General features: G+C 37.4%; 17 protein-coding genes and 1 tRNA gene. 5 read left to right on the forward strand and 13 right to left on the reverse strand.

The features are described 5' to 3' along the window. Positions 1-134 precede the first annotated feature (134 nt). Complete coding sequence (locus G5W_RS0102180) at positions 135-566, forward strand: MarR family winged helix-turn-helix transcriptional regulator (RefSeq protein WP_010093800.1); 432 nt, start codon at positions 135-137, stop codon at positions 564-566. A 15-nt stretch (positions 567-581) separates the two neighbouring features. After that, positions 582-3,695, forward strand: a complete 3,114-nt coding sequence (locus tag G5W_RS0102185; protein ID WP_010093801.1) for an MMPL family transporter — start codon at positions 582-584, stop codon at positions 3,693-3,695. 79 nt (positions 3,696-3,774) lie between these two features. Here G5W_RS0102185 and G5W_RS0102190 read toward each other — a convergent pair whose 3' ends face one another. Both G5W_RS0102190 and G5W_RS0102195 read right to left on the reverse strand, forming a co-directional pair. Next, positions 3,775-4,779: a DUF3231 family protein gene (locus G5W_RS0102190; RefSeq protein ID WP_010093802.1), complete on the reverse strand. Its 1,005-nt coding sequence runs from the start codon at positions 4,777-4,779 to the stop codon at positions 3,775-3,777. Positions 4,780-4,932: 153 nt separating this feature from the next. Next, positions 4,933-6,003, reverse strand: a complete 1,071-nt coding sequence (locus G5W_RS0102195) for an undecaprenyldiphospho-muramoylpentapeptide beta-N-acetylglucosaminyltransferase (protein ID WP_010093803.1) — start codon at positions 6,001-6,003, stop codon at positions 4,933-4,935. A 116-nt stretch (positions 6,004-6,119) separates the two neighbouring features. On the opposite strand from G5W_RS0102195, the gene G5W_RS0102200 reads away from it, so the two are divergent. Next, entirely contained in the window at positions 6,120-7,490 is a 1,371-nt protein-coding gene (locus tag G5W_RS0102200; protein ID WP_010093805.1) for an MATE family efflux transporter, read from the forward strand. Between the two features lie 23 nt (positions 7,491-7,513). Here G5W_RS0102200 and G5W_RS0102205 read toward each other — a convergent pair whose 3' ends face one another. From G5W_RS0102205 to G5W_RS0102240, 7 genes are all read right to left on the reverse strand, one after another. After that, positions 7,514-8,701, reverse strand: coding sequence for a NupC/NupG family nucleoside CNT transporter (locus tag G5W_RS0102205; protein ID WP_010093807.1), 1,188 nt, complete (start codon positions 8,699-8,701; stop codon positions 7,514-7,516). 267 nt (positions 8,702-8,968) lie between these two features. Continuing rightward, complete coding sequence (gene odhB, locus G5W_RS0102210; protein ID WP_010093809.1) at positions 8,969-10,219, reverse strand: 2-oxoglutarate dehydrogenase complex dihydrolipoyllysine-residue succinyltransferase; 1,251 nt, start codon at positions 10,217-10,219, stop codon at positions 8,969-8,971. Further along, the gene (locus G5W_RS0102215) at positions 10,206-13,064 is read right to left on the reverse strand and encodes a 2-oxoglutarate dehydrogenase E1 component (protein WP_010093811.1); all 2,859 of its coding nucleotides are present in this window, start codon (positions 13,062-13,064) and stop codon (positions 10,206-10,208) included. Before G5W_RS0102215 ends, odhB begins: the two co-directional genes overlap by 14 nt. 646 nt (positions 13,065-13,710) lie before the next feature. After that, positions 13,711-14,184: a tRNA (cytidine(34)-2'-O)-methyltransferase gene (locus tag G5W_RS0102225; RefSeq protein WP_010093814.1), complete on the reverse strand. Its 474-nt coding sequence runs from the start codon at positions 14,182-14,184 to the stop codon at positions 13,711-13,713. Positions 14,185-14,241: 57 nt separating this feature from the next. Further along, positions 14,242-15,090: an amidase domain-containing protein gene (locus tag G5W_RS0102230; protein WP_010093815.1), complete on the reverse strand. Its 849-nt coding sequence runs from the start codon at positions 15,088-15,090 to the stop codon at positions 14,242-14,244. A 68-nt stretch (positions 15,091-15,158) separates the two neighbouring features. Further along, positions 15,159-16,310 carry a tRNA epoxyqueuosine(34) reductase QueG gene (gene queG / locus G5W_RS0102235; protein ID WP_010093816.1) on the reverse strand — a complete coding sequence of 384 codons (1,152 nt, stop codon included), beginning with the start codon at positions 16,308-16,310 and terminating at the stop codon, positions 15,159-15,161. A 100-nt stretch (positions 16,311-16,410) separates the two neighbouring features. Continuing rightward, positions 16,411-16,484, reverse strand: a tRNA-Gly gene (locus G5W_RS0102240). A gap of 445 nt (positions 16,485-16,929) precedes the next feature. On the opposite strand from G5W_RS0102240, the gene dat reads away from it, so the two are divergent. Both dat and G5W_RS0102250 read left to right on the forward strand, forming a co-directional pair. Continuing rightward, a complete protein-coding gene (gene dat, locus G5W_RS0102245) occupies positions 16,930-17,802 on the forward strand; it encodes a D-amino-acid transaminase (RefSeq protein ID WP_010093818.1) in 873 nt (290 codons plus the stop codon). Between the two features lie 157 nt (positions 17,803-17,959). After that, complete coding sequence (locus tag G5W_RS0102250) at positions 17,960-19,957, forward strand: S9 family peptidase (protein ID WP_010093820.1); 1,998 nt, start codon at positions 17,960-17,962, stop codon at positions 19,955-19,957. Between the two features lie 41 nt (positions 19,958-19,998). On the opposite strand, the gene G5W_RS0102255 is transcribed toward G5W_RS0102250, so the two are convergent. The 4 genes from G5W_RS0102255 to G5W_RS0102270 all read right to left on the reverse strand — a co-directional run bounded on the left by G5W_RS0102255 (position 19,999) and on the right by G5W_RS0102270 (position 24,403). Next, positions 19,999-20,958, reverse strand: coding sequence for an alpha/beta hydrolase (locus tag G5W_RS0102255; protein WP_010093822.1), 960 nt, complete (start codon positions 20,956-20,958; stop codon positions 19,999-20,001). Between the two features lie 140 nt (positions 20,959-21,098). Next, positions 21,099-22,208 (reverse strand): ABC transporter permease, encoded by a 1,110-nt coding sequence (locus tag G5W_RS0102260; protein ID WP_010093823.1) that lies wholly within the window; start codon positions 22,206-22,208, stop codon positions 21,099-21,101. Next, the gene (locus G5W_RS0102265) at positions 22,205-23,458 is read right to left on the reverse strand and encodes an ABC transporter permease (RefSeq protein WP_010093824.1); all 1,254 of its coding nucleotides are present in this window, start codon (positions 23,456-23,458) and stop codon (positions 22,205-22,207) included. The genes G5W_RS0102260 and G5W_RS0102265 overlap by 4 nt, the downstream gene beginning before the upstream one ends. Positions 23,459-23,470: 12 nt before the next feature. After that, complete coding sequence (locus tag G5W_RS0102270; RefSeq protein ID WP_010093825.1) at positions 23,471-24,403, reverse strand: ABC transporter ATP-binding protein; 933 nt, start codon at positions 24,401-24,403, stop codon at positions 23,471-23,473. Positions 24,404-24,490 lie beyond the last annotated feature (87 nt).

Below are 24,490 nucleotides of genomic sequence, written 5' to 3' on the forward strand. Positions count from 1 at the left end.
CATCAAAATAGTTTTGATGCCATTTTTAATAAAGTAATTGCAAAGTAAATCATATCCTGCTATGATAATATAGTTCAAAAGGTGAACTATTCATATTGTGAACTATTTTTCTCACGTCGGAGGTGTGTTAAATATTGGAGCTAAAAGAACTCGTTGAACGTTACCAATCCTCTATCAATCAAGTTTATCGTAGAGTTAATATCATTTTAAAAGATAAGATACATTCTGATATTACAACCGATCAATTCTCAACCTTGCATTATATTTTGAAACATAAAGATTGTACTAGTACGGACATAGCCAACGAATTCGGTGTTGGAAAGAGCGCTGTGACTGCACAGATTAATCGGTTATATGATAAAGGCTTGATTGAAAGGAAACGTGATGAAAGAGATAGAAGAGTAGTATATCTCTATGTAACGCAAAAAGGTTTGGATTTTATAAACCAGACTGAAACAGCGATATTTGAAATATTAGGTAAGTATTTATCTAATTTTGAAAAAGAAGAAATTAACGCCTTCATACATTCATTAGAAAAGCTAGCCAAGATTATGAGCGAGGAATAGAAAGGAGATAAAGGTATGAAACATATTATTCGTTATCGATGGTTTATTGCTGTCGTATGGATTGTAGCTGCTGTTTCTCTATTCGTATTTGCCCCGAATTTACAAGATTTAGTTCGAGAAAAGGGACAAATCTCAGCACCAGAGGATTCCCCCTCTGTACAAGCCCAAGAACTGTTAGCATCGATGTCAGGTGACCAAACAGGAAATAAAACGAGTGCTGTACTAGTTTTCCATGAGAAAGATGGCTTTAACCAAGCCGAAAAAGATTCGGTTGCTAAAGCTATCAATCTATTAAATGAGAATCAGGATACATTAGCAATTTCCGATATTCTAGCATTTACAGATGATCCTGCTATTGAGGAGCAAACGGTTTCCTCCGATGAAAAAACCATTATGATCCCATTTGAGGTATCACTAGAAAACCAAGAAATAGATGAAGCTCGAGATGCTATTTATAAAGTCGTTGATGATATTAAAATTGAACACTACTTAACGGGTGAAGCATTTATTTCACAAGATATTATCACCAACTCTGAAGAGGGATTAAAGAAAACCGAAATTATTACAGTAGGATTAATTCTTATCATCCTATTTATCGTGTTCAAATCTCTTGTTGCACCATTTATCCCATTGTTAACTGTTGGGATTTCCTATCTAGCTGCACAAGGTATTGTATCAATATTAGCTGACACGGTAGATTTTCCACTATCAACATTTACGCAAATATTTATGGTTGCGGTCATGTTTGGTATTGGTACGGATTACTGTATCTTATTAATAAGTAGATTTAAAGAAGAATTAGCGGAGGATGCTTCTATTCAAGAAGCTGTAATCCGCACGTACAAAAACAGTGGAAAAACAATCGTATTTGCCGGTATTGCCGTACTAATTGGTTTTGCTACAATTGGGCTTTCCACCTTCTCTCTTTACCAATCAGCCGTAGCTGTAGGGGTAGGGGTTGCAGTGATGTTAGTGGCTCTAGCTACCCTAGTACCGTTTTTCCTAGTCGTATTAGGCAAAAAATTATTCTGGCCATTCGATAAATCAGTATCTCATAAGGAAAGTAAATTCTGGGGTACAATCGGTACATTTGCATGGACTCGACCAATCATTGCACTGCTTATCGTTGCAGTCATTGTTGTTCCAGCATTAATTACGTATGATGGAGATAAATCCTATAACTCACTGGAAGAAATCGGTGATTCTTATGAGTCAGTAAAAGGATTTAATTATATTTCCGATAGCTTCGGACCCGGTCAAACCATGCCTACTACGGTTGTTTTAAAAGCTGATGAACCTATCGATACAGTTGAAGAATATCAACAAATCGAACGGATTTCCGAAGAACTAGCAAAACTTACTGGTGTTAATCAAGTTCGAAGTGCGACAAGACCAACTGGTTCCATAATTGAAGACTTTAAAGTAGATAATTTTACTGGTCAACTTGCTGATGGCATCGGAAAGAGTACAGATGGACTATCAGAAATTGAAGATGGCTTACAGGAAGCTGCTAGTGAATTGGAAAATGCAACACCGCAATTAGAAGAAGCGCAAAATGGTGTCGACCAATTACTAGAAGGAACTAATTCAGCCAATACTGGTATTGGCGAAATTCAAGCTGCACTGAAGCAAATTGAAGAAGGAATTTCTTCAGGGGCAATGGGTGCAACGGAAATTAAAAATAATCTACAAACGATAAAGGACAATCTGGATCAAACCATTGTAGGAAATAAAGAACTACTAAATGGTTACAAGCAATTGGCAACAGGACTAGAAAGTTTAAACAATCAGCAATTTAGTACACTTAGCCAATTACCAACTACGATTAACCAAGTGTATAGTAGCTTAAGTACTGTATTAGAGAAGCATCCAGACTTACAGCAAGATACAGACTTTATGATCGCATATAAGACGGTTGAAGCCTTAAACCAACAGGTTGAACCTCTTGGTAATCTTAAGCAAGTTATGCGGAATCAAGTAATTACACCACTAAAACAGCTTAATGATCAAAATCAACAATACAATTTCGCAGCATCCATTTCTGCGCAGGAACAATTATCTGCAGGCATTGAGAAATTAATTTCAGGTGTTGGAGATTTAGAGTCAGGATTAAGTCAAGCAGCGAGTGGCCAAGGGCAAGTTGTATCTAATCTTCCTAGCCTTCAGGATGGACTTACTCAAATTTATGGTGGTCAAGAAGAATTAAAAACAGCATTTGTAGAAATGCAAGACCAACTAGGTCAGTTATCTTCTGGATTAACAGAAGGAGCAGATGGATTAGACCAAATAAACGATGGGCTAACCACCGTTAAAGACTATTTATCTGAGATTGAAACAGATGAAAACAATCCAATCGTGATGATACCTGAAGAAGCACTAGAAAATGATGATTTCATGGAAGGTGCAAGCATGTATCTTTCATATGATAAAACAATCGTAAAGTTAGATGTTGTCTTAGAATATAACCCATATTCGACAGAAGCATTAAAAATGGTAGATATGATTCATGCTAAAGTGGATGAAGTAAAACAAGATACTATCTTTGACTCAAGTAATACATTACTAGGTGGAATAAGTAGCACGAACAATGATCTCCAAAATGTGTCTGATGAAGATTATTCTCGTACAGTATTGTATATGATTGCAGGTATCTTTATTATCCTAATTATCCTGCTTCGTTCTATCATTATGCCAATATATTTAATTGGATCGTTAATCTTAACATACTTTACCTCCATGGCATTTAGTGAGATTATCTTTGTAAATATCATGGGCTATGATGGATTAACATGGGCAGTACCGTTCTTTGCCTTTGTAATGCTAACAGCACTAGGTATAGACTATAGTATTTTCCTAATGGATCGTTTCAATGAATACCGTGAGACAAACCTAAAAGAAGCAATGATTACTGCAATGAAAAAAATGGGAACAGTAATTATTTCAGCAGCTGTGATTTTAGGAGGAACATTCGGGGCAATGCTACCTTCTGGCGTATTATCTATCTTGCAAATAGCAACGGTCGTATTAATTGGCTTATTCCTTTATGCTATCGTCATGTTACCATTATTTGTACCAGTAATGGTGAGATTATTCGGTAATGCTAATTGGTGGCCATTTAAGAAGAAGTAAGATCCTTCGTACAACTAATTGTACGAAAGAAAATCCGAACTTTTATTCAATTCTCTTGAATGGGTTCGGATTTTTCATTTTATTCTTTTGCTAATTTATCTCTATTTTTCATTCCTGGAGGTTGCTCTAACCAACCATTCTCAATCATAATATCTGCCCCGCTTTTCGAGTATGCTGCAACTTCTAATGATAAACGCTCATAATTCACCATTAGATCGCTTCGCTGACTGGCAGCCGCAGCAGTTGCATAATTACCAATACCCGCTTGCATTAATAAAGAAATATGAAACATCATCATTTTATCAGAGAATGTTCTTTTTTTAGAATCGCTAACTGCAACATCTGGTACATGTGGGGCATCTATATCATCATTCATTAAGGTATCAACAAAAAGTTTGATATGTTTTTTAGCAATTTCCTTACCTCTCAACATAAATTCCTGAACTTGTTTCGAACCAGAGGTTTGTGCAAATGAAATACACAATTTCATCCCCATCGAGTTTGTCATTATGTTCATGTATAAGTATGATATTTCTATGGAATTAAGTGCACGTTTTTCATGAAAAGGATTTATGCCGCTTAAATACTTTTTACTATCAATATAATCATTTTCCTTAGGTACTTCGATATAGGGATGTCTAGCATTGATACCCTTAGAAAGTTGAATTTCTAATGTGCGATTATAGAGATAGCTTGTATCTTTTAATGCTGCAGAAAAATACTCTCGAATATCCTTTCTCGTACTCATGGAGAGAAGGCCACTATACGATACCATACCAACTCTAGCCATATGATTAACATAGGTTAGACAAAACGTATCCGTATATAACCAAGGTGCCTCAATATTCACATCATCTTCACCAAAACCATTTGGTATCGCAAAGTTTTCTTTATAAAAGAGCGTAGTTAAATCCTTCAAATGTTTTTCAGATAAATCAAAAGCGTATTGTATAATTGGCTTTATATCTGGATCACTAATATCTTTTAATATAAATCTTAAAACTTGATGTGATAAACTGTCATTCATATAGGTCGTCCAGAGTGATGCAATCTCTCCTGAAGTTAGATGGATGTTCTGATTCACGATTTGCCTCCTAAAAACATTATTCTTTTGCATATTGTTTCCTAACATACTTAATTTAATGCAGTTATCAACTGCATATATCAGTATGAAAATCTTTTTCTACAAAAAAAACTGTTCTTGATTCATTAGAATTAGAATCAAGAACAGTTATCCCTATTTCATAGAATTCATTATTATTTCTACTACACGATCACGAGATCTTTCACTTTGATACTGTTTCATTTTATCTATGATGATAGGTGCTTGCTGCATTAATTTGTCAAGTTCCTTCGATAGAGTTTCCTCTGTTAAATCCTCTTCCTCTAACACTCTTGCATACATTTTATCTGCAAAGGACTTAGCATTGATAATTTGGTCTCCCCTACTCGCTTCTTTTGAGAGCGGGATAAGTAGCATTGGTTTTTGTAATGCTAAAAATTCAAAAATAGCATTAGAACCCGCGCGAGACAATACAAAGTCAGTAGCCGCAAAGATATCTTTTAATTCATCGGTAACATACTCGAATTGTGCATATCCTTGCCTTTGAACACTTGCATCCATTTTTCCTTTTCCACAGATATGGACTATCTGGAACTTTTCTAATAACACATCCAGTGAAGCTCTGACGGTATCATTAATTTTTTGAGCACCACCGCTTCCACCCATGATGAGTAATACAGGTTTTTGCTGAGTGAAACCAGCTAATGTTAGTCCCTTTTCCTTGCTACCTTGAAAAAGTTCTTCTCGAATTACTGCTCCAACATACTCGGCTTTACCTTCTGGTAGAAATTCCATCGTTTCAGGAAAAGTAGCTAATACTTTTTTGGCAAATGGAATTGCTAATTTATTGGCAAGCCCCGGTGTATAGTCTGACTCATGTATGACAGCAGACACTCCTCTCATTTTAGAGGCAAGGACTACCGGTACGGAAACAAATCCACCCTTCGAGAAGATTACCGCTGGTTTCCGCTTCCCAATAATGTGCCAAGCTTGTAAAGTACCTTTTACCACTTTAAAAGGATCCTTGATATTTTCTAATGATAAATAGCGACGTAATTTTCCAGTTGAAATTGGATAATAGGTAACGTCATCCAATTGCTCAATTAACGTGCGTTCAATACCTTCCTTTGATCCAATATAGTCAATCTCCCATCCCTCACGCTGAAATACAGGTATTAATGCTAAATTAACGATGACATGACCTGCACTCCCACCGCCTGTGAATAGAATTCGTTTGTTTCTCATACGCTTTAGAAGTCCCCTCTTTCCAATTACATGGCATAGTCGTATAATAAACTTTATGCATGTAAATCCATTACCTCTCTATCCTATTAAAAAATTCAAGAAAAAGGAAGCATAATATGTATCAGACAAGTACCATTAAAGAAAAAACGAAATTGTTTTTCATGATATTCTTCCCTATTTTAATTACGCAAGTCAGCCTAAATTTAATGACCTTCTTTGATACCGTTATGTCTGGGCGAGCTGGAGCAGAAGACTTAGCCGGGGTAGCTATAGGATCTAGTCTGTGGGTGCCAATATTTACAGGTATCAATGGTATCCTATTAGCTATCACACCAATTATTGCTCAATTATTAGGTGCCAAAAAAGATAATGAAATTACCTATAAAACACAACAAGCACTCTACTTATCCATTGGATTAGCCTTAGTGATTATCCTATTAGGATTATTGGCCATAAATCCTGTATTAAATCTTATGGATTTAGAAGCTGAAGTTAGACACATCTCTAAATACTACCTTATTTCATTAGGTACTGGTATTATCCCATTATTTATTTTTAACACATTACGCTGTTTAATGGATGCCCTTGGTCAAACACGGGTTTCGATGTTTATTATCTTAATCTCTCTTCCAATTAATGTGGTTTTAAATTACTTATTTATTTTTGGGAAGTTTGGTATACCAGCATTAGGTGGTATAGGTGCTGGAATTGCTACATCACTATCGTATTGGTTAACTAGTGTCCTAGCGATTATCATATTAATGAAGATTCGTCCATTTCGGGATTTGAAACTCTTTACCAAATGGAGTAGACCAAAGGTTAGAGATTGGTTAGAACAATTAAAGATAGGAATCCCTATCGGCTTTGCAATTTTCTTTGAAACCAGTATCTTCGCAGCTGTCACGTTATTTATGAGTGTATATAGCACGAACACGATAGCCGCGCATCAAGCGGCGATGAACTTTTCATCCTTATTGTATATGATACCATTAAGTGTTGGAATGGCGTTAACGATCACGGTTGGATATGAGGTCGGTGCTAAACGCTTAAATGACGCAAAAGTTTATAGTTATATCGGAATAAGTGGTGGTATATTTATTGCCTTATTCAATGGAATTATTCTTTATCTATTCAGAGATGCCGTTGCTGCGTTATATAACGAGGATTCAGCGGTGATTTCATTAACGGTTCAATTCATTGGCTTTGCTATTGTCTACCAATTAGCTGATGCATTCGGTGCACCTATTCAAGGAGCACTTCGAGGCTATAAAGACGTTAATATGACACTTGTTATAGCACTAGTTTCTTATTGGGTGATTGGATTACCAACTGGCTGGTTATTGGCTAACTACACTTCATTGGAACCTTTTGGCTATTGGGTTGGAATTATAGTTGGCTTAAGTGTAGGCGCGTTATGTCTACTAGGAAGATTGTTAATTGTTCAAAAACGATATAAGACAATAATAGAAAACTCATCTGCTAATTAATACGCAGATGAGTTTTATGGTCTCTAAATGAATAAACCAGCAATTGTTGCAGAAAGAATAGATGCTAGTGTTGCACCTAGTAAAAGTTTTAGACCAAATCTCGATACTTCTCCGCCTTTTTCACGATCAATTCCTTGAACTGTTCCAGCAATAATACCGATTGATGAGAAGTTTGCGAATGAAGTTAAGAAGACTGTTACGATACCAACTGTCTTTTCAGATACACTACCTAGCATGTCCTGGAACTCTAACATGGCAACAAACTCATTTGTTACAATCTTCGTACCCATAATGCCGGCAGCTTCAATTACTTCACTAACAGGAATACCCATCAGGATACCGATTGGGGATAATACATAACCAAGAATCTGTTGTAACGTAACGCCTGCAAATATAGCTTCAATAATCCAGTTGACAAGCTCTAGGGATGCGATAAAAGCAACTAGCATGGTTGCAACAATTAGGGCAATTTTCCCACCTTCTAATGCACCATTACCCATCGCTTCAAAAATACTCTTGTCATTCGAAACATCCGTAATGTCTACTGTATCCTCTTCTTTTGGTACATTTACAGGCGCAATAACAGAAGAGATGATTAATGCACTAAACATATTCAGTGGTAATGCTACAAGAACATATTCAGGTGGTAGCATCTGCATATAGGCACCTACGATGGAAGCCGATACAGATCCCATTGCTGAAGCACTTACAATGTATAAACGATTTGCAGTTAAATGATGGAACTGAGAGCGAATGGCAATTAACGCTTCTGATTGACCAAAGAAAATACTATTAACCGCATTGAATGATTCTACCTTAGGCAGACCAGTAATTTTGGAGATAATTCCACCAATATACTTGATGATAAGTGGTAGTATCTTTAAATACGTTAATACAGATAAAATAGTCGCAAAGAAGATAATTAGTAATAGAACGTCGAAGAAGAAAATTCCACCTTCATTTTCTACTACTCCTCCGAGTATAAAATCAACTCCAGCAGTACCAAACTCAATCAGTTTGTTGAATACAGAGGAAATTCCATTTATGATGGTTTGACCTATTGTAGTGGAAAACATAAACCATGTAATTATCAATTGGGCTAGGATCATAATACCTATCCCTCTATAGTTAATAATCTTTTTGTTGTTGGAAAGTAGGTATGATAAACCTAAAACTATAATGATGGCAAGTATACCAAGAATAATATCCATTCGTTGTAAATCCTCCTAGTTGTATATATTACTCTTAATAGAATACCCTAATTTCAAAATGCAATAACAAATTGTAATTGACAAAAATAAAAAATCAGAGATACAAGTAATATTGATAATGTGTTTTAAAGCATGTCCACTATTTATGGACAACGCTACTGTGTATTTTTTAAAATCGTTGTAAGATGAATCTGGCGGAAAAAATAAAATCCCTGCTACAACTTTCGTTATAGCAGGGACTCTTCTTAAGACTTTTAAACTGCTATCTTAACCTTCTAGTAATAAATCATATGGATCTTCCAATAGTTGTTTCACACGAACTAAGAACTGAACAGCCTCTTTACCATCCACAATTCTATGGTCATAGGAAAGTGCTAAATACATCATTGGACGTACTTCAATAGAATCATCTGGCATAACGACAGGGCGCTTAATAATATTGTGCATTCCCAAGATACCAACTTGTGGAGCATTCAAGATTGGTGTTGAAAGCATAGACCCGAATGTTCCACCATTTGTAATCGTAAATGTTCCGCCTTGTAGATCATTCAATCCTAATTCCTTATTACGAGCTTTCTTACCAAGGTTAGCAATCTCACGTTCTACTCCAGCGAAGTCTAAACGGTCAGCATCGCGCACTACTGGAACGACAAGACCTTCATCAGTTGATACTGCGATACCGATATCGTAATACTTTTTCACGATAAGATCAGTACCATTAATTTCAGCATTTAGTAGTGGGAAGTCTTTTAGTGCTCCAACTACCGCCTTCGTGAAGAACGACATGAAGCCAAGTTTAACACCATGCTTTTCCACGAATTTTTCTTTGCGCTCATTTCGAAGCTTCATAACATTTGTTAAATCTACTTCATTAAAAGTAGTGAGCATTGCGGCAGTTTGTTGCGCCTCAACTAGACGTTTTGCAATCGTCTGACGACGACGCGACATTTTAACAACCTCAACTGGCTTGTTGAATTCTGCAGCCGCAGCTTTTGGAGCAGCTGGTTCTTGTTTTGCAGGTGTTGTTTGTTGTTTAGGTGCATTCGCTACCGCCTCAACATCTTCAGGACGCACACGTCCAAGTGGGTCACGAGTTGTAACCGTACTAAGATCAATATTCAATTCGCGAGCTCGTTTTCTAGCTGCTGGTGACGCAATAACATCACGGTTAGAAGCTGGCTCTTCTGGCGTTTTTGGCGACTCTACAGCTTTTGGCGCTTCTGTTGGAGTCTCTTCTTTTGCAGCTGGTGCTACCTCTTTTACGGATTCAACAGCAGCTCCGCCTTCTGCACTAACATTTGCAATAATGTCTCCTACTTCAACATCATCGCCTTCCTCTTTTAGGATTTCCGTAATAACACCTGAAACTTCAGCATTCACTTCAACGTTTACTTTATCAGTTTCTAGTTCTACTACAGGATCCCCTTTTTCGACTTTATCCCCTACTTTAACTAACCACTGGGCAATTGTACCTTCTGTAATTGATTCGGCAAGTTCAGGTATCTTAATTTCTTTCACTGGAATCTCCTCCTAATGTCGGGTTAATTGCTTGTTGTATAATTGTCTCTTGTTCTGCTTTATGCACATTTGGATCACCAACAGCCGGTGCGGATCGATCTGGGCGTCCAATGTAACGCAAGTTTTGACCCGGTTTTAATAAGTCTCTTAGATAATCATCTACAAAATCCCATGCACCCATGTTTTTCGGTTCTTCTTGTACCCAAACAATTTCCTCCAGATTTGGAAGTTCAGACAATACTTTTTCCAATTCTTTCGTTGGGAAAGGATAGATTTGTTCTAATCGAACCGCGCGTAGCCAGTCAAATTTTTCTTCAGAGTTTACAATTGTTTCTTCAATATCCACCATGACTTTTCCAGTTCCAATAAGCAAACGTTTTGCATTCGTTTTACTAACCTTTAAATTAGGCTGGTTTCGGAGCGGTTGGAATTTTCCTTCTGTGAAATCTTTTGCTTCTGATGCAATGCGTTGATTTCGCAGTAGACTACTCTTAGGCGTCATTAGAATCAATGGTCGCGCTTCTTCCTTATCACGTAAAGCTGCCTGTCTACGAATCAAATGGAAGAACTGAGCAGAAGATGTTACATATGCAACAATCCAGTTATTCTCTGCAGCCATTTGTAGGAAGCGTTCTAATCTTGCACTAGAATGTTCTGGTCCTTGACCTTCATAGCCGTGTGGTAACAACATGACCATATTGGATTTATCTCCCCATTTTGCACGGGCAGAAGAAATGAATTGGTCAAAGATTGTTTGAGCTACATTGGCAAAGTCACCAAACTGTGCTTCCCAAAGAACTAACGTATTCGGAGCTTGAACACTATAACCATATTCAAAGCCTAATACAGCTACTTCAGATAATGGACTGTTCCTAATATCAAAGGATGCTTTAGAATCAACACCGTGGAAGATACTATATTTTTCATTTGTTACAGCATCATTTAATACACCGTGACGGTGTGCGAAAGTTCCACGTTCAGAATCCTGACCGGTTAGGCGAATCGGTATACCATCTTTTAGAATAGATGCATACGCTAGTGCTTCCCCTGCACCCCAGTCCACCAGATTTCCATCCTGTAATGCCTCTCTGCGACGCTTGAAAATTCTAGCAAGCTTTTTGTTTTCTGTGAATCCATCTGGACGTTTAAAAAGCTCCTCGTTAAGCTGCTCTAATGCATCCATTGATACCGCTGTTTCATATTTCTCTAAATCCGTGTTTAACGCATCTGGCATCGGCTTGCATTCCACTTTGGCAATTTCCATTTCGCCCATACCATCGTAAATGGCTTTCAGGTTACTCTCAACATCCGCTACCATTTGCTCGAATACTTCCTTCGTTACAATCCCTTTTTCAGCCAGTTCTTTTGCAAATACATTTGCTACTGTTGGATGTTTATCAATTAAACCATACAATTTAGGTTGTGTTACTCTTGGTTCATCCATTTCATTGTGACCATAACGACGATACCCTACCAAATCGATTAAAATGTCTTTGTTAAACTTTTGACGATAATCAAACGCCAATTTAATTGCAGACACACAAGCAATCGGATCATCCGCATTAACATGAATGACTGGAATCTCAAATCCTTTTGCTAAGTCACTCGCATAACGAGTGGAACGGCCATCATGATGATCTGTTGTATACCCTAGTAAGTTGTTCGCAATGATATGCAGTGTTCCACCTGTACTATATCCCGGAAGATTAGCCAGGTTTAAAGTTTCTGCAACGACACCTTCCCCAATAAATGCAGCATCTCCGTGAATTAATACTGGAATTGCTTTTTGGACATCTTGTTTCGGATAGCCACTTTCGAAACGAAAGTCTTGTGCTGCACGTGCAAACCCTTCCACGACTGGGTTTACAAACTCTAGATGAGATGGATTGTGAGCAAGGGTAATCTTTATCTTCGTCTCATCCCCATCCTTTACATCTCTTACGGCACCAAAATGGTATTTAACATCTCCAGTCCACCCATAATTGATTCCTCTTGATCCCTCAGAAGGCATCAACTCTTTATTAGGAGAATGGTGGAACTCAGAAAATATCTTATCAATTGGTTTTCCTAATATGTGAGCTAGTACACTTAGTCTACCTCGGTGGGCCATCCCCATCATGATATGCCCTACCTTATCATCGATTGCATGCTTAACGATGTGGTCAAGCATCGGAACCATGGATTCTAATCCTTCAATTGAGAAACGTTTTTGACCAACAAATGTTTTTTGTAAAAATGCTTCAAAGCCCTCCACATTTGCTAGACGGTCCAATAATTGTTTCTTTTCATCATCTGTGAGATTTAAGCGAGCTTTACCTGATTCAATATAATCCGATAACCAATCTCGTTCTACTTCACTATCAACATGGTCATATTCAAATGTAATTGTACCCGTATAATATTTTCTTAATTCGCGTACAACATCGAGAGCATTCTCCACACCAACTGGTGCTTTCTCCCATACCCAAGCTGCAGGAATTTCTCTTAAATCTGCTTCTGTTAGATTGTAAGTTTTAGGATTAAGTAGTTCAGACTTCCTATCCTCTAGTACATTTACTGGGTAAATATCTGCTTCCAAATGTCCGAAACGACGAATAGCCTCAACTAATTTCACTGTTGAGGTAATTTTTTTAACATCGCTTATGGAAGTGCTTGCAGAATTCTCTTGGTTGGAAGACGATTTCAACCAATTAGGAGCACCATGCAGATCAAACAACTCTCTTAACGATTGATCAATTGCTTGAGGGTCCTCTTTGTATAATTCATACTGTTCTTCCACATACCCCATGTTAGGACCATGAAACTCACCCCAGAATCTTTGTGAAGATTCGTCATTTTGTGCCACGTCTTATACCCCCATTAGAAGTTAACATTTCTCCGTATGAAAACGGTTTTTTAATAACAGTTCAATTATAGAACTGACTTGTTTCTTCATCAACTAATATACCTTATTTTCAAGTGGGAAACAATATATCTTATGCGCATTATCCTAGAATTGTATCGAATTAAAAAGATAGTGAATATTCAAATTTGTCATTTTAGGGAATTGTTATGAAACTTAGTTCACATTCATGCATTTTTTCGCTATAATGGGGACAGATATAATTAGATGTCTTTCATACATATGGATTTTCACAAAGGAGGAACTTCATAATGGGATTAGCGCTTATTTTGGGTGTAACTGTTACATTCCTTGTAGCAATATTTACTGCTGGTTATGATGCAAAACCTGGAGTACCGAAGAAAAATCAATAAGGTTGGATGAAGCTAGCTCTTAACGGGCTAGTTTTTTTGTTTTCTCCTACTGATTTTGGGGATTTAGGTTTTTTATGTTAGCGGGCGGAACTGATGTGATGAGATTTGGGGCCGGATTAACTAAATATAGTCCTGGATCCAGGTGATATTGTCCCACTTGACAAAAACGTAGTTCCTTCTTCCTACTTACACCATAACAAAAAACGTCATCCACTCTTGAGTTGGATGACGTTTTTTTATGTTAGCTTTGGAAAGCCTTGCTGTCTCATGACCTCATACACAATAATGGCTGCTGTATTAGACAGGTTTAAGGAACGGACCTTATCATTCATATGAATGCGTAGACATTGGTCTTCTTTACCAATCAATAAGTCCTTAGGTATCCCTGTTGATTCTTTTCCAAAAACAAAGAAAAGATCTTCTTCAGTATTACTAAAATCAAAATCGGTATAATGCTTCGAACCGAAGTTTTCAATATAATAAAACTTACCATTTGGATATTTATCGTATAAGTCAAAAATGGTTAGATGCTCTTCCATATCAACATCTTTCCAATAATCAAGTCCTGCTCGGCGAACCGCCTTATCATCGGTTGAGAAGCCCAGCGGATGGATTAAATGTAGTTTGGTATCCGTTGCTAAACATGTTCTTCCGATGTTCCCGGTATTAGCTGGGATCTCTGGTTCATATAGTACAACGTGTAAACTCACAATGCATTTCTCCTTGCTCTTTTTTCCTTTGTTTCGAACAACTAATCTATTATATCATTAATCTCCGATACGGAAAAACTTATATTTTATATTTGGTGTATAGGCTGTGGAATCTTCATAGGACCAAAATCGGTGTCTACTATTATGGGTATGGGCATTTACTAACGGTGCACCATTAGCATCCTTTGTAACGACAATAGTATTATGATTCCATTTGCCATCACCTTCAAAATCATAACAAATTACATCACCGGGTTGTAACTCCATCGGTGATTCAACTTCTGTACCTTTTAACCCTTGGGTAGAACCGGCTAAATACCATCTTAACGAATGGGCAACTGCCCAACTATAACTCCAATTATTCCCCTGGTACCACCAACCTCGACCACGATTTGGTGCTCCCCTCATTGGTGCCCCACCTGAACGAAGGCACTGGGAAATAAAATTAGTGCAATCCACATCAAATTTTCGATAGGCCGGATTATAGCTATTCCACCATCTTTCTGCATATTGAACTGCCGCTCGACGATCATACGAGAAACGCTCATGAACTGTATCGTTATCATCATTGAGTAGTGTTAGCTTACCCTTTTGTTCTTTAGGTACGCCAAGATTAAGTTCCCGATGTTCCATAATATCTCCTGCTTTTATTCGTATTACGTTCGGTACCACCCGCTCTTCTCTAATAAAATGCTCCCCTTGTTTAAGTAAGACAGCCAGGTGTAGATGGTAGTAGATTGTTTCTTCATCATCGTAGCGTAGTCGGTGATAAACATGTCCTTTCCCCTTGATTCTTACAATCTTTGCTTGGCGCTTTTCATAAAGAGCCTTTTGTTGTTCCCACCATTTGAGACTTTCCACATTCGTCTCAAGTAGTTCCCCCCAGATTTTTTCAATTAAGTCCATAAAAATCCCCTCCAATAACATATATATGGAGGGGATGCATGTCTAACGAGGTATTTTCATATAGTTTTTTATAAAATATTCTTCTCAATCTTTCGGAAGGCTAATCCCTTCTCCATTTCGAATAGGACATCTTCATCCGTTTCTTTTTCCATTGCCTTTTGTATCGCTTCAAATCCTTTTTCAGCACCAATTTTTCCTAGTGACCATGCTGCTGTTCCTCTAATTACCGGTCTCGGGTCATGATTCATTATCGCAATTAGGTCATCAACTGCAGTTACATCTCGGTAATGACCAAGTCCAATAATAGCATTGCGTTGAATCGGCTTTTTACCTCGCCATGAACCAGCAATATGGCCAAAGGTTTCTTTAAACTCACGATTTGATATGGAGAGCATCGGTTTTAGTTTCGGCTTCGCAATATCGTCTTCAGGTTCAAATTCAGGGTGAATATGAAAATCTACTTTTCGATTCTTCGGACATACAAGCTGACAAGTATCACAACCATATACTCTGTTACCAAGCTTACTGCGGAATTCGTCAGGAAGGAAGTCCTTTGTTTGAGTAAGAAATGCAATGCATCGTTGTGCATTGAGTTGACCACCTTCGATAATTGCACCAGTTGGACAAGCATCGACACAAATTCTGCAGTCACCACATCCGTCTTCTACTGGTGTATCAGGTATAAACGGAATATTGGTAATCAGTTCACCTAAATATACAAAGGAACCATATTCTTCTGTAATGAGTAGGGTGTTTTTTCCAACGAATCCTACACCCGCTCTCTCCGCAACTGCCTTATCCGAAAGCTCACCGGTATCTACCATCACTTTGGTTATTACATCTTCCACTTTTTCATGGATAAAAGCTTCTAACTTCTTCAGACGTTCTCGCAGTACATTATGATAATCTACTCCCCAAGACGCGCGGCAGAAAAATCCCCTTCGCTCATCCTTTGTGCTCTTTGGAGCATCTTTTCGCATACGAGAAGGATAGGCCATTGCAATTGAAATGATTGACTGAGCTTCTGGCAACAGACGCTTTGGCTCGGTTCGTTCTTCGTTTGTTCCTTTTTCAAATCCAGATTGATAACCAAGTTCCTGCTGCCGCTTTAACCGCTCTTTTAGCTCACTAAAAACATCTGCAGTCGTAAAACCTATTTTATCAATTCCTATGCTCTTACTGTACTCGATAATTTCTTGTTTTAGTTGTGCTGTATTCACTTGCAACGCCTCCCTTCCAGTTTTATTCAATATGTTCTATAAAATTAAAAACGCAACATCTCGTAAGTTTATTACGAAACACTGCGTTAAGACATATGTATGGAGCGGGTGAAGGGAATCGAACCCTCGACATCAGCTTGGAAGGCTGGAGTTTTACCATTAAACTACACCCGCATAAAAGTGTAGATTTTCTATTTAGTTAAGTTCACCGCAATACATGCCCCTGCATCTACAAGATTATTCAGGGATGTATATGCTTCAGGGCAACTCGGAGTTTATTCGGTAGAAGTACAGCTCGTGGCTGGAGTTTTACCATTAAACTACACCCGCATTTTCTATTTCATCAAGTTCTGTGCATTTTGTGAATGCAAGAATTATTATAGCAAGTCTCTTAAACATATGCAAGAAAAAAATTAAAATCTGTCGAAAAAAGTAGATTAGACATAATCTTTAGCTGGGAAGAACCAATCTTTAGCGATATGTCATCTAACTTTAGCGAACCTCTAGATACTAGTTTACTAACTCATTTGAACAAATAGAATAAAATATTAAAAACAATCATTTACAACAGCCAATTCCCGTAATAAAATAGTCATAATCATTAAGGAGGCGAATGGAAGTGTCAGTCTTTCCTGTTGTATTATCTCAGTCAAAATTTATCCATCGTGATAGTGTGAAATACCCACTTGAGGAGCGTGCGCTTCAATTTGGTGATGGTATATATGAAGTAATTCGAATTTATAATGGTTCATTTTATTTACTTGATGAACATATCGACCGATTATATCGATCGGCAGAAGCGATTAAACTTACCTTCTCTGTATCTAAAACAGAGCTAAAAGAATTATTATCGGAATTAGTAGTACGAAACAATCTGACGGAAGATGGCAAGATTTATATGCAAATTACTCGAGGTTCAGCGCCAAGGGATCATATCTTCCCCAAAAATGTGGAGCCTAATTTCTATGCGTATGTTCAAGCGTTACCTCGAAATCTACAAAATCTCAAAAACGGTGTCTCCGTTATCACTCATCCAGATGAGCGTTGGCAAAATTGTTATATTAAGAGCTTAAATCTATTACCAAATGTCCTAGCAAAGCAGACTGCTTTTGAGCAAGGGTGCTATGAAGCTATACTTCATCGGGATGGAATCGTAACGGAATGTTCATCATCCAATGTTTATTTAGTTAAGGATGGAAAAATATATACCCACCCTACAACTAGAAATATTTTGCATGGCTGTGTTCGAATGGCAATAGAAAGATTTGTGGCAGACGTAGGAATACAACTAGTCGAAGAGCCCTTTAAGATTCATGATATTCAGGAAGCAGATGAACTATTCCTATCTAGTAGCACATCAGAGATTACTCCAATTATTATGGTGGATGGTCAAAAAATACAGGATGGAAAACCAGGAGAGATTACACGAAAGCTCCAGAAGGCCTATGAAAAAGATGCTAATATTCTAGAAAATTTAATTACGAACGTATAAATAAAAGCTGTCTCAGTTAACGGATTAACCTCCATTAACGAGACAGCTTTTTAAATAGAAAAAAATCTCATATTCTATGATTTACCAATTGCTTCGTATTACGAAATAGTTTAGAATAAAAACAAGTTTGAAAATTCAACAAGTGGAGGTTTGATTAATGGCTAAACGTGCAATCTCAACAGAAGATTTTATGAAATTAGAAGTATTTAGTGATCCACAATTATCACCTGATGGAAATACATATGCATATGTATCGACCACAATCAATGATAAAAAAGAATATGAGTCTCATTTATTTGTACAACAAATTGAGAGTAAAGAAACGAAACGTTGGACTTTTGGTCATGACAAAAATAGTAACCCACGATTCTCTCCAGACGGGAAAGCTGTTGTATTCCAGTCCAATCGAAGTGGTGTACAACAACTATGGTTATTATCACTTGATGGCGGTGAAGCTAGACAACTTACCACATTTAAGAATGGAGCGGTCAATCCAGAATGGTCTAAGGATGGAAAGTACATTTTCTTCACAGCAACATTAGAAGCAGATGAAGATGTTAGCAACCAAGAAGAGATGTCAAAAGAAGAGCGCCAAAAAGAAAAAGAAGAAAAAAGCAAGAAACCTCTAATTGTAAAAAACTTAAAATATAAATCAGATGCACAAGGATTCCTAGACGAAAAGAAATCCCATATCGTGCAATATGATATAGAGACGGAAACTTTTACGCTATTAACTAGTGGAGATTATCATTATAATTATCTTGATATCTCACCAGATGGTTCGACTATTCTATTTGTAGCAAATATAAGAGAAGATGCTGATTACGAGCTAAAAAGCGATATATATACTTTAGATACTGCAACAAAAGCGATAACTAGACTGACAGACGGAAATGGTTCTTATTATACGGCTCGCTTCTCTCCAAGTGGGAATAAGATTGCTTACCTGGGGCATCAACAGGAGTACTTAAATGCAACATTAACAGAACTATTTATTTTTGATATCCAATCAAAGGAACATACATGTCTAAGTAAGGATTGGGATTTTCAAATTGGGGATTTAATTGTTGGAGATACTCGTTTGGGTAGTTCGGAAAATGGCCCAATATGGTCTAGTGATGAAAATCGTGTGTTTTTCATTGGCTCTGATTTAGGAGCTACCAATCTTTATGAAGCAAATCTTAATGGAGAGTTAAAACAACTTTATGCGGTGGACAGCCATGTATTTGGTTTTTCATATAACCCGAAAACAGAAAACTTTGTAGTCGGTGTAAGTACCCCAACAAATCCATGTAACTTCTACCTTCTTAATTCAAACGGAAGAGAAGTGCAGCTTACAGACGCTAACAACGAATTTCTTAATGAGGTAGCAGTAGGATCACCAGAGCCAGTTACATTTGAAGCGGAGGATGGCTGGGATATCCATGGTTGGTTATTAAAACCTTATGGATTTGAAGAAGGCAAAAAGTATCCATTCGTACTAGAAATCCATGGTGGACCACATACGATGTATGGACAGACATTTTTCCATGAAATGCAGTTACTTGCGGCTAAAGGATATGTAGTACTATATACGAATCCACGTGGTAGTTATGGATATGGACAAGAATTTGTTAATGCTTGTCGAGGTGATTATGGTGGTGGCGACTACAGGGACCTAATGTCTGCAGTTGATTATGCACTCGAAACATATGACTTCATTGATAAGGACCGCTTAGGGGTAACAGGTGGAAGCTATGGTGGCTTTATGACCAACTGGATTGTAGGACATACAAATCGCTTCAAAGCTGCAGTAACTCAGCGTTCCATTAGTAACTGGTTGAGCTTCTATGGAGTAAGTGACATTGGTTATTTCTTTAATAAATGGCAACATGGATATGATTTATTAGAGGATCCGAAAGCACTATGGGAAATCTCTCCATTAAAGTATGCAGATCAAGTGGAAACACCAATCCTTATCTTACATGGAGAAGTGGATTATCGTTGCCCTATTGAACAAGCTGAGCAATTCTATGTAACATTAAAACATCTTAAGAAAGAAACAGAATTTGTACGCTTCCCTGGTGCAAACCACGAGTTAAGTCGTAGCGGAAAACCAGAAATGCGTGTAGAACGCCTAAACCAAATTTGTGGTTGGTTTGATAGATATTTATAGAATTAATAACAGAGGCCCAGACAAATCAGTCTGGGCCTTCTCTAATTACTTTCCAAATGCTCGTTTAAAAACGTATTTATTACTTCAACATACCTTTCCTCATCCATTACAAAGGACTCGCCGTGATTCGCCCCTTCAAAAGTAACAATTTCAGCCTCACTTTTCGTATTTTCATATAGCTCGTGGGTCATTTCCGTTGGAACAAATGTATCGGCATCCCCGGTAATATATAATACAGGAACATCAATCTTCTTCACCTGCTTCAATGTTGACGCTTCTGTAAATGAATACCCTGCCTTCGCCTTCGTCACGAGACTTGTAGAATGAATAAAAGGGAATGGTGGAAGATTAAACATTCTCTTAATCTGATAAGAGAATAAATCTTGAACACTGGTATAAGGGCTGTCTGCGACAACAACCTTCACATTATCCGGTAGCTCTTCCCCAGCTGTCATGAGAACGGTCGCTGCCCCCATCGAAAGACCATGGAGTATAATTTCTGTATCGGCTCCTAGCTTTTCAACCAATAGATTAATCCAGTCCACATAATCCAATCGATCTGGCCAGCCAAAACCGTAATAGTCCCCTTCACTTCTACCATGACCTCTGGAATCAGCTGTAAAGAAATGATAGCCTAATTCCTCATAATAGTGTTGACCATATAACCCCATATCACTGCCTCTACCCAAGTATCCATGTGCAGCAATTACTAGCTTGTTTGTTGGCTCTTTCGCTTCCAGAAAATAACCTTGTAAAAGAAGGCCATCTCGTGAAGTCATCTCCATTAATTCAAACTCCTGATTGGCTACCCAATCACGCCAGCCACCCTCTAGTAGAACATTCATTGTTTCAGCCGAAACCTCTAGATCCTTATTTCCACTCAAGAAATCTTTCTGTCCTCGACTAATTGCCAAGCTATAGAAATAAAAACTTGCAATAACATCTATTAATAAAAGAACGACAAATAGTCCTATTCCTATTTTAAGTACCTTTTTCTTCACCTTTCTTCCCCCTAGATGTGTAACTCTTGTTGTCTATAATACTATTATACTAGAAATATTCACACAAAATTAATAATTTTTCTGGTATATATTTGAAAAAAAGATTGATTACCATCAAGGCAATCAACCTATAAATTTCTTTAGATATGTCTTCTTTCCATTAAATGTATTCCTAATCCCATTAACACCACTCCCATCAAGATGAGGATGCTAATTGGCACTAACAATTCTGGTAGTGAGTAGCCATATACCGCTGAACCAGTTAATATTTCCATTCCATATGTTAGAGGATTTATTTTAGAAAGGGCTAACAATGCCTCGGATTCAACTATCTCAATTGGCCAATAAGCTCCCCCTATCATCGCCATACTTACTGAAACAATTGGTAGCACCGCATTAAATTGTTGCACCTTCTTGACTAAAGCGGTGATCAAAATAGCCAATGAAACGATGGCAAATACGTAAGGAATTAGTAACAATAACGTTTCGAAAAAAGCACCATGAAAATTCACCCCAATTATATACCGAAATGTTAAGAAAATAACCAACACCTGTACATAGCCCATGAAAAAGCTATAAAGTAAATTCGCTATATACATTTCCCACTTTTTCAATGGGGAAAGAATCATCCGATCCCATATTCCTTCTTTTTTCTCAACCAAGATTGGTAACACATTATAAGCGATGGTATAGATAACAAAGAATAACGAAAAGCCAAATACTCTGTGTAAAGAATTATCGTAGACAAAAGCTCCCTCCCCTCGGAAGGTTGCTGTCTGTACATCAAATATAGGATTTTCGAGTGCAGTATCTAGTTTCGCTAGTATAAAATCTGAATCCTTGTTGTTCTGATTTGCAAGCTCAACAATTCTTTCTCGCTCAGCCTTATCCTGATATACACTAGAAATCATCTCATTTACTAACTCCGTATTAAAAGAATCTACCCCAACGATAATCTCGAAATCATCTTCGTGTAATATAACGCCATTCTCCGCATTTCCTTTTTCAATCTTCTCGAGCAATTGTTCTTCGGACATCCAACTAAATTGAAAAGCGTCCTGTTTCACTAGCTGTTTTCCAATGTAGGAATCCTTTATGGTTTCATCACTCGAATAAACTGGTATAAAGGCTTTATCAACACCCGCACCACCAAAAATCAAAGCAAATATTAGTGACATTCCAGTAAAAGTGACAAAGGTCCAAGGATTACGGATAAATGATTTGAATTTTGCTTGTAGTATTCCAATCATGCCGACACTCCTCTCTTTGGAAAACATAGGACGGCAATAAGAATCATGATCATCCCAAAGCCTACTAAAAATAATAGGTTTTCACTGATTGCAGCAATGTTCTCCCCTCTTAAAATACTGATATATGCTGATAATCCAGAACCGTTTGGCGTCATATTCCCCATTGATTGGATTGCTGGTACATAATCTCCTATCGGAAAGAAGCTACCACCTAATACAGATAGTAGGATAACGATAATATTCATAAAGAAATTCGTGATCATTTCTGAGTTCAATTTATAGTTCAATGCTGACAGAAATACAGTAAGACCACCTACCGCAAAGGAAAATGCTACTGTAACCAATAAAAATAAACCTACGTCAGGCCAGCTAATCCCAAACACGAGCCAAGAAAATGCAAAGATTACAATCGCCTGTATAAAGGAGAATATCATCCCTGTTAAAAATACCCCTGTAAAGTAAACCCATCTTGAAACATCTGCCAAAATAATCCGATTAAATACGCCGATTTGTTTCTCATGAAAAGCATAATAACTGATGGCTCCTGCAATGAATAGGACATTCATGACTACCATGCCTATCGTATAGTAGGAAGTAGCCTCGATTGGATTTTTTTCATTCACAGTAACAATCTCAGCTTTCATTTCTTCCACAGCCAATTCTGAGAGTTGAATACCTTGTTGCGCTAAGAAATTTTGCTTTGTAAACTGATTCTGCATCTGTGTTAGAAAGCTAGCTATAATACTTGTACCTACTTGCTTTTCTTCATTATACGTTACCTTAAGAGTTGGAGCGGTACCCCCAACAATCATGGTAGTTAACAAGTCATAAGAAAAATTCTTGGGCACTTCAATAACCGCTGTATACGAATCATCCTTGATTATTTCATTTCGTTCAGAAGGTTTTAGGTACTCTACTTCGATAAAATCACGAACTTCTTCACTATCGAAAACCGACTTGATAGTGGAGACTGGCAACATGTTTCCTAAATTGGCCTCTATTTCCGCAAAAGCTTCAACTGGAAGCTGCTCTTTTACATCAGCTAAAAATGCCTTTACTTGCTCTTCTTCACCTTCCGACTCTAAAAAAGCAATTTTCAAGGAAAGTGGAGAAGAACTTCCATTCATCATTCCACTTAAAGCTGTGCCTAGAATCATTACTAGAATAATCGGTAACGCAATAAGAAGGAGTAATTGTTGTGGGTTACGTAAAAACAATAAACCTTGTTTTTTAATAATCTGCCATATCACAGTCCCTCACCCCTAATCCCGTAAGGCTCTTCCTGTTAAATGTAAAAACACATCCTCCAGGGTTGGTGTTTTATTATCTACTGAGACCAAATCCAGTTTTGTAGATTCGGCTAGTTTAATAATTTCAGAGAATGCCTTCGTTTCTCGAGGCACAAGTATGGTTACTTCCTTCTCCCCAATAGTTACTCGATTTGTCATAGGATGTTGCTCTAATGCTTCAATAAAGGCATCATTCAACCTTTCTACTGTAATGGATATTGTGTTTTCAGAGGAAAGAATCTGTTTAATTTCATCTTTCGTTCCCGCGGCAATAAGATTACCTTTATCCATGATATAAATACGATCACATAAAAACTCTACTTCTTCCATATAATGGCTTGTATATAGGACCGTCATTTGTCTCTCTTCATTAAAACGCTTCACTGTTTCTAAAATATAACTTCTTGATTGCGGATCAATCCCAACTGTTGGTTCATCCATGATTAATAATTCCGGGTCATGCAACATAGCAACACCAATATTGAGCCTACGTTTCATCCCACCAGAGAATTTTTTAACAATATCTTTCTTTCTGTCACGAAGTCCGATTTGCTCCAGAACTTCATCCACTTTTCGGGATAACTCTTTACCACTCAATTGATAAATTCGACCAAAAAACATGAGATTTTCTTCTGCAGTCAAATCCTCATACAAGGCGATATCTTGAGGAACCATCCCGACTATTTTTCGAAATGCTGACGGATTTTTCAAGATACTTTTATTTTGGTATAGTACGTCACCGCTTGTCGGCTCTATTAAGGAAGATAACATCGATATGGCAGTTGATTTTCCTGCACCATTTGGGCCTAGCAATCCAATTATCTCTCCTTTTTCGATAAACATATTTAAGTTTTTCACAGCGTACATTTGTTTAAATCTTTTCGATAAGTTTACTAATTCAATCATTCGTATCTCCTCCTAATGTAAGGATACGTTATCTACAAGACACATCCTACTACCGTAAGTCATTAGATCTGATCTATTCGATATGAC

The organism is Ornithinibacillus scapharcae TW25 (assembly GCF_000190475.1).
Taxonomy (GTDB): Bacteria; Bacillota; Bacilli; order Bacillales; family Amphibacillaceae; genus Ornithinibacillus; species Ornithinibacillus scapharcae.

Excerpts from the sequence above, each read along its gene's own strand:
- G5W_RS0102200 (WP_010093805.1), top strand. The coding sequence starts at position 6,120 with ATGTATCAGACAAGTACCATTAAAGAAAAAACGAAATTGTTTTTCATG.
- G5W_RS0102250 (WP_010093820.1), top strand. The coding sequence starts at position 17,960 with ATGGCTAAACGTGCAATCTCAACAGAAGATTTTATGAAATTAGAAGTA.
- G5W_RS0102270 (WP_010093825.1), bottom strand. The coding sequence starts at position 24,403 with ATGATTGAATTAGTAAACTTATCGAAAAGATTTAAACAAATGTACGCT.
- G5W_RS0102230 (WP_010093815.1), bottom strand. The coding sequence starts at position 15,090 with ATGGACTTAATTGAAAAAATCTGGGGGGAACTACTTGAGACGAATGTG.
- G5W_RS0102185 (WP_010093801.1), top strand. The coding sequence starts at position 582 with ATGAAACATATTATTCGTTATCGATGGTTTATTGCTGTCGTATGGATT.
- G5W_RS0102205 (WP_010093807.1), bottom strand. The coding sequence starts at position 8,701 with ATGGATATTATTCTTGGTATACTTGCCATCATTATAGTTTTAGGTTTA.
- G5W_RS0102195 (WP_010093803.1), bottom strand. The coding sequence starts at position 6,003 with ATGAGAAACAAACGAATTCTATTCACAGGCGGTGGGAGTGCAGGTCAT.
- G5W_RS0102260 (WP_010093823.1), bottom strand. The coding sequence starts at position 22,208 with ATGATTGGAATACTACAAGCAAAATTCAAATCATTTATCCGTAATCCT.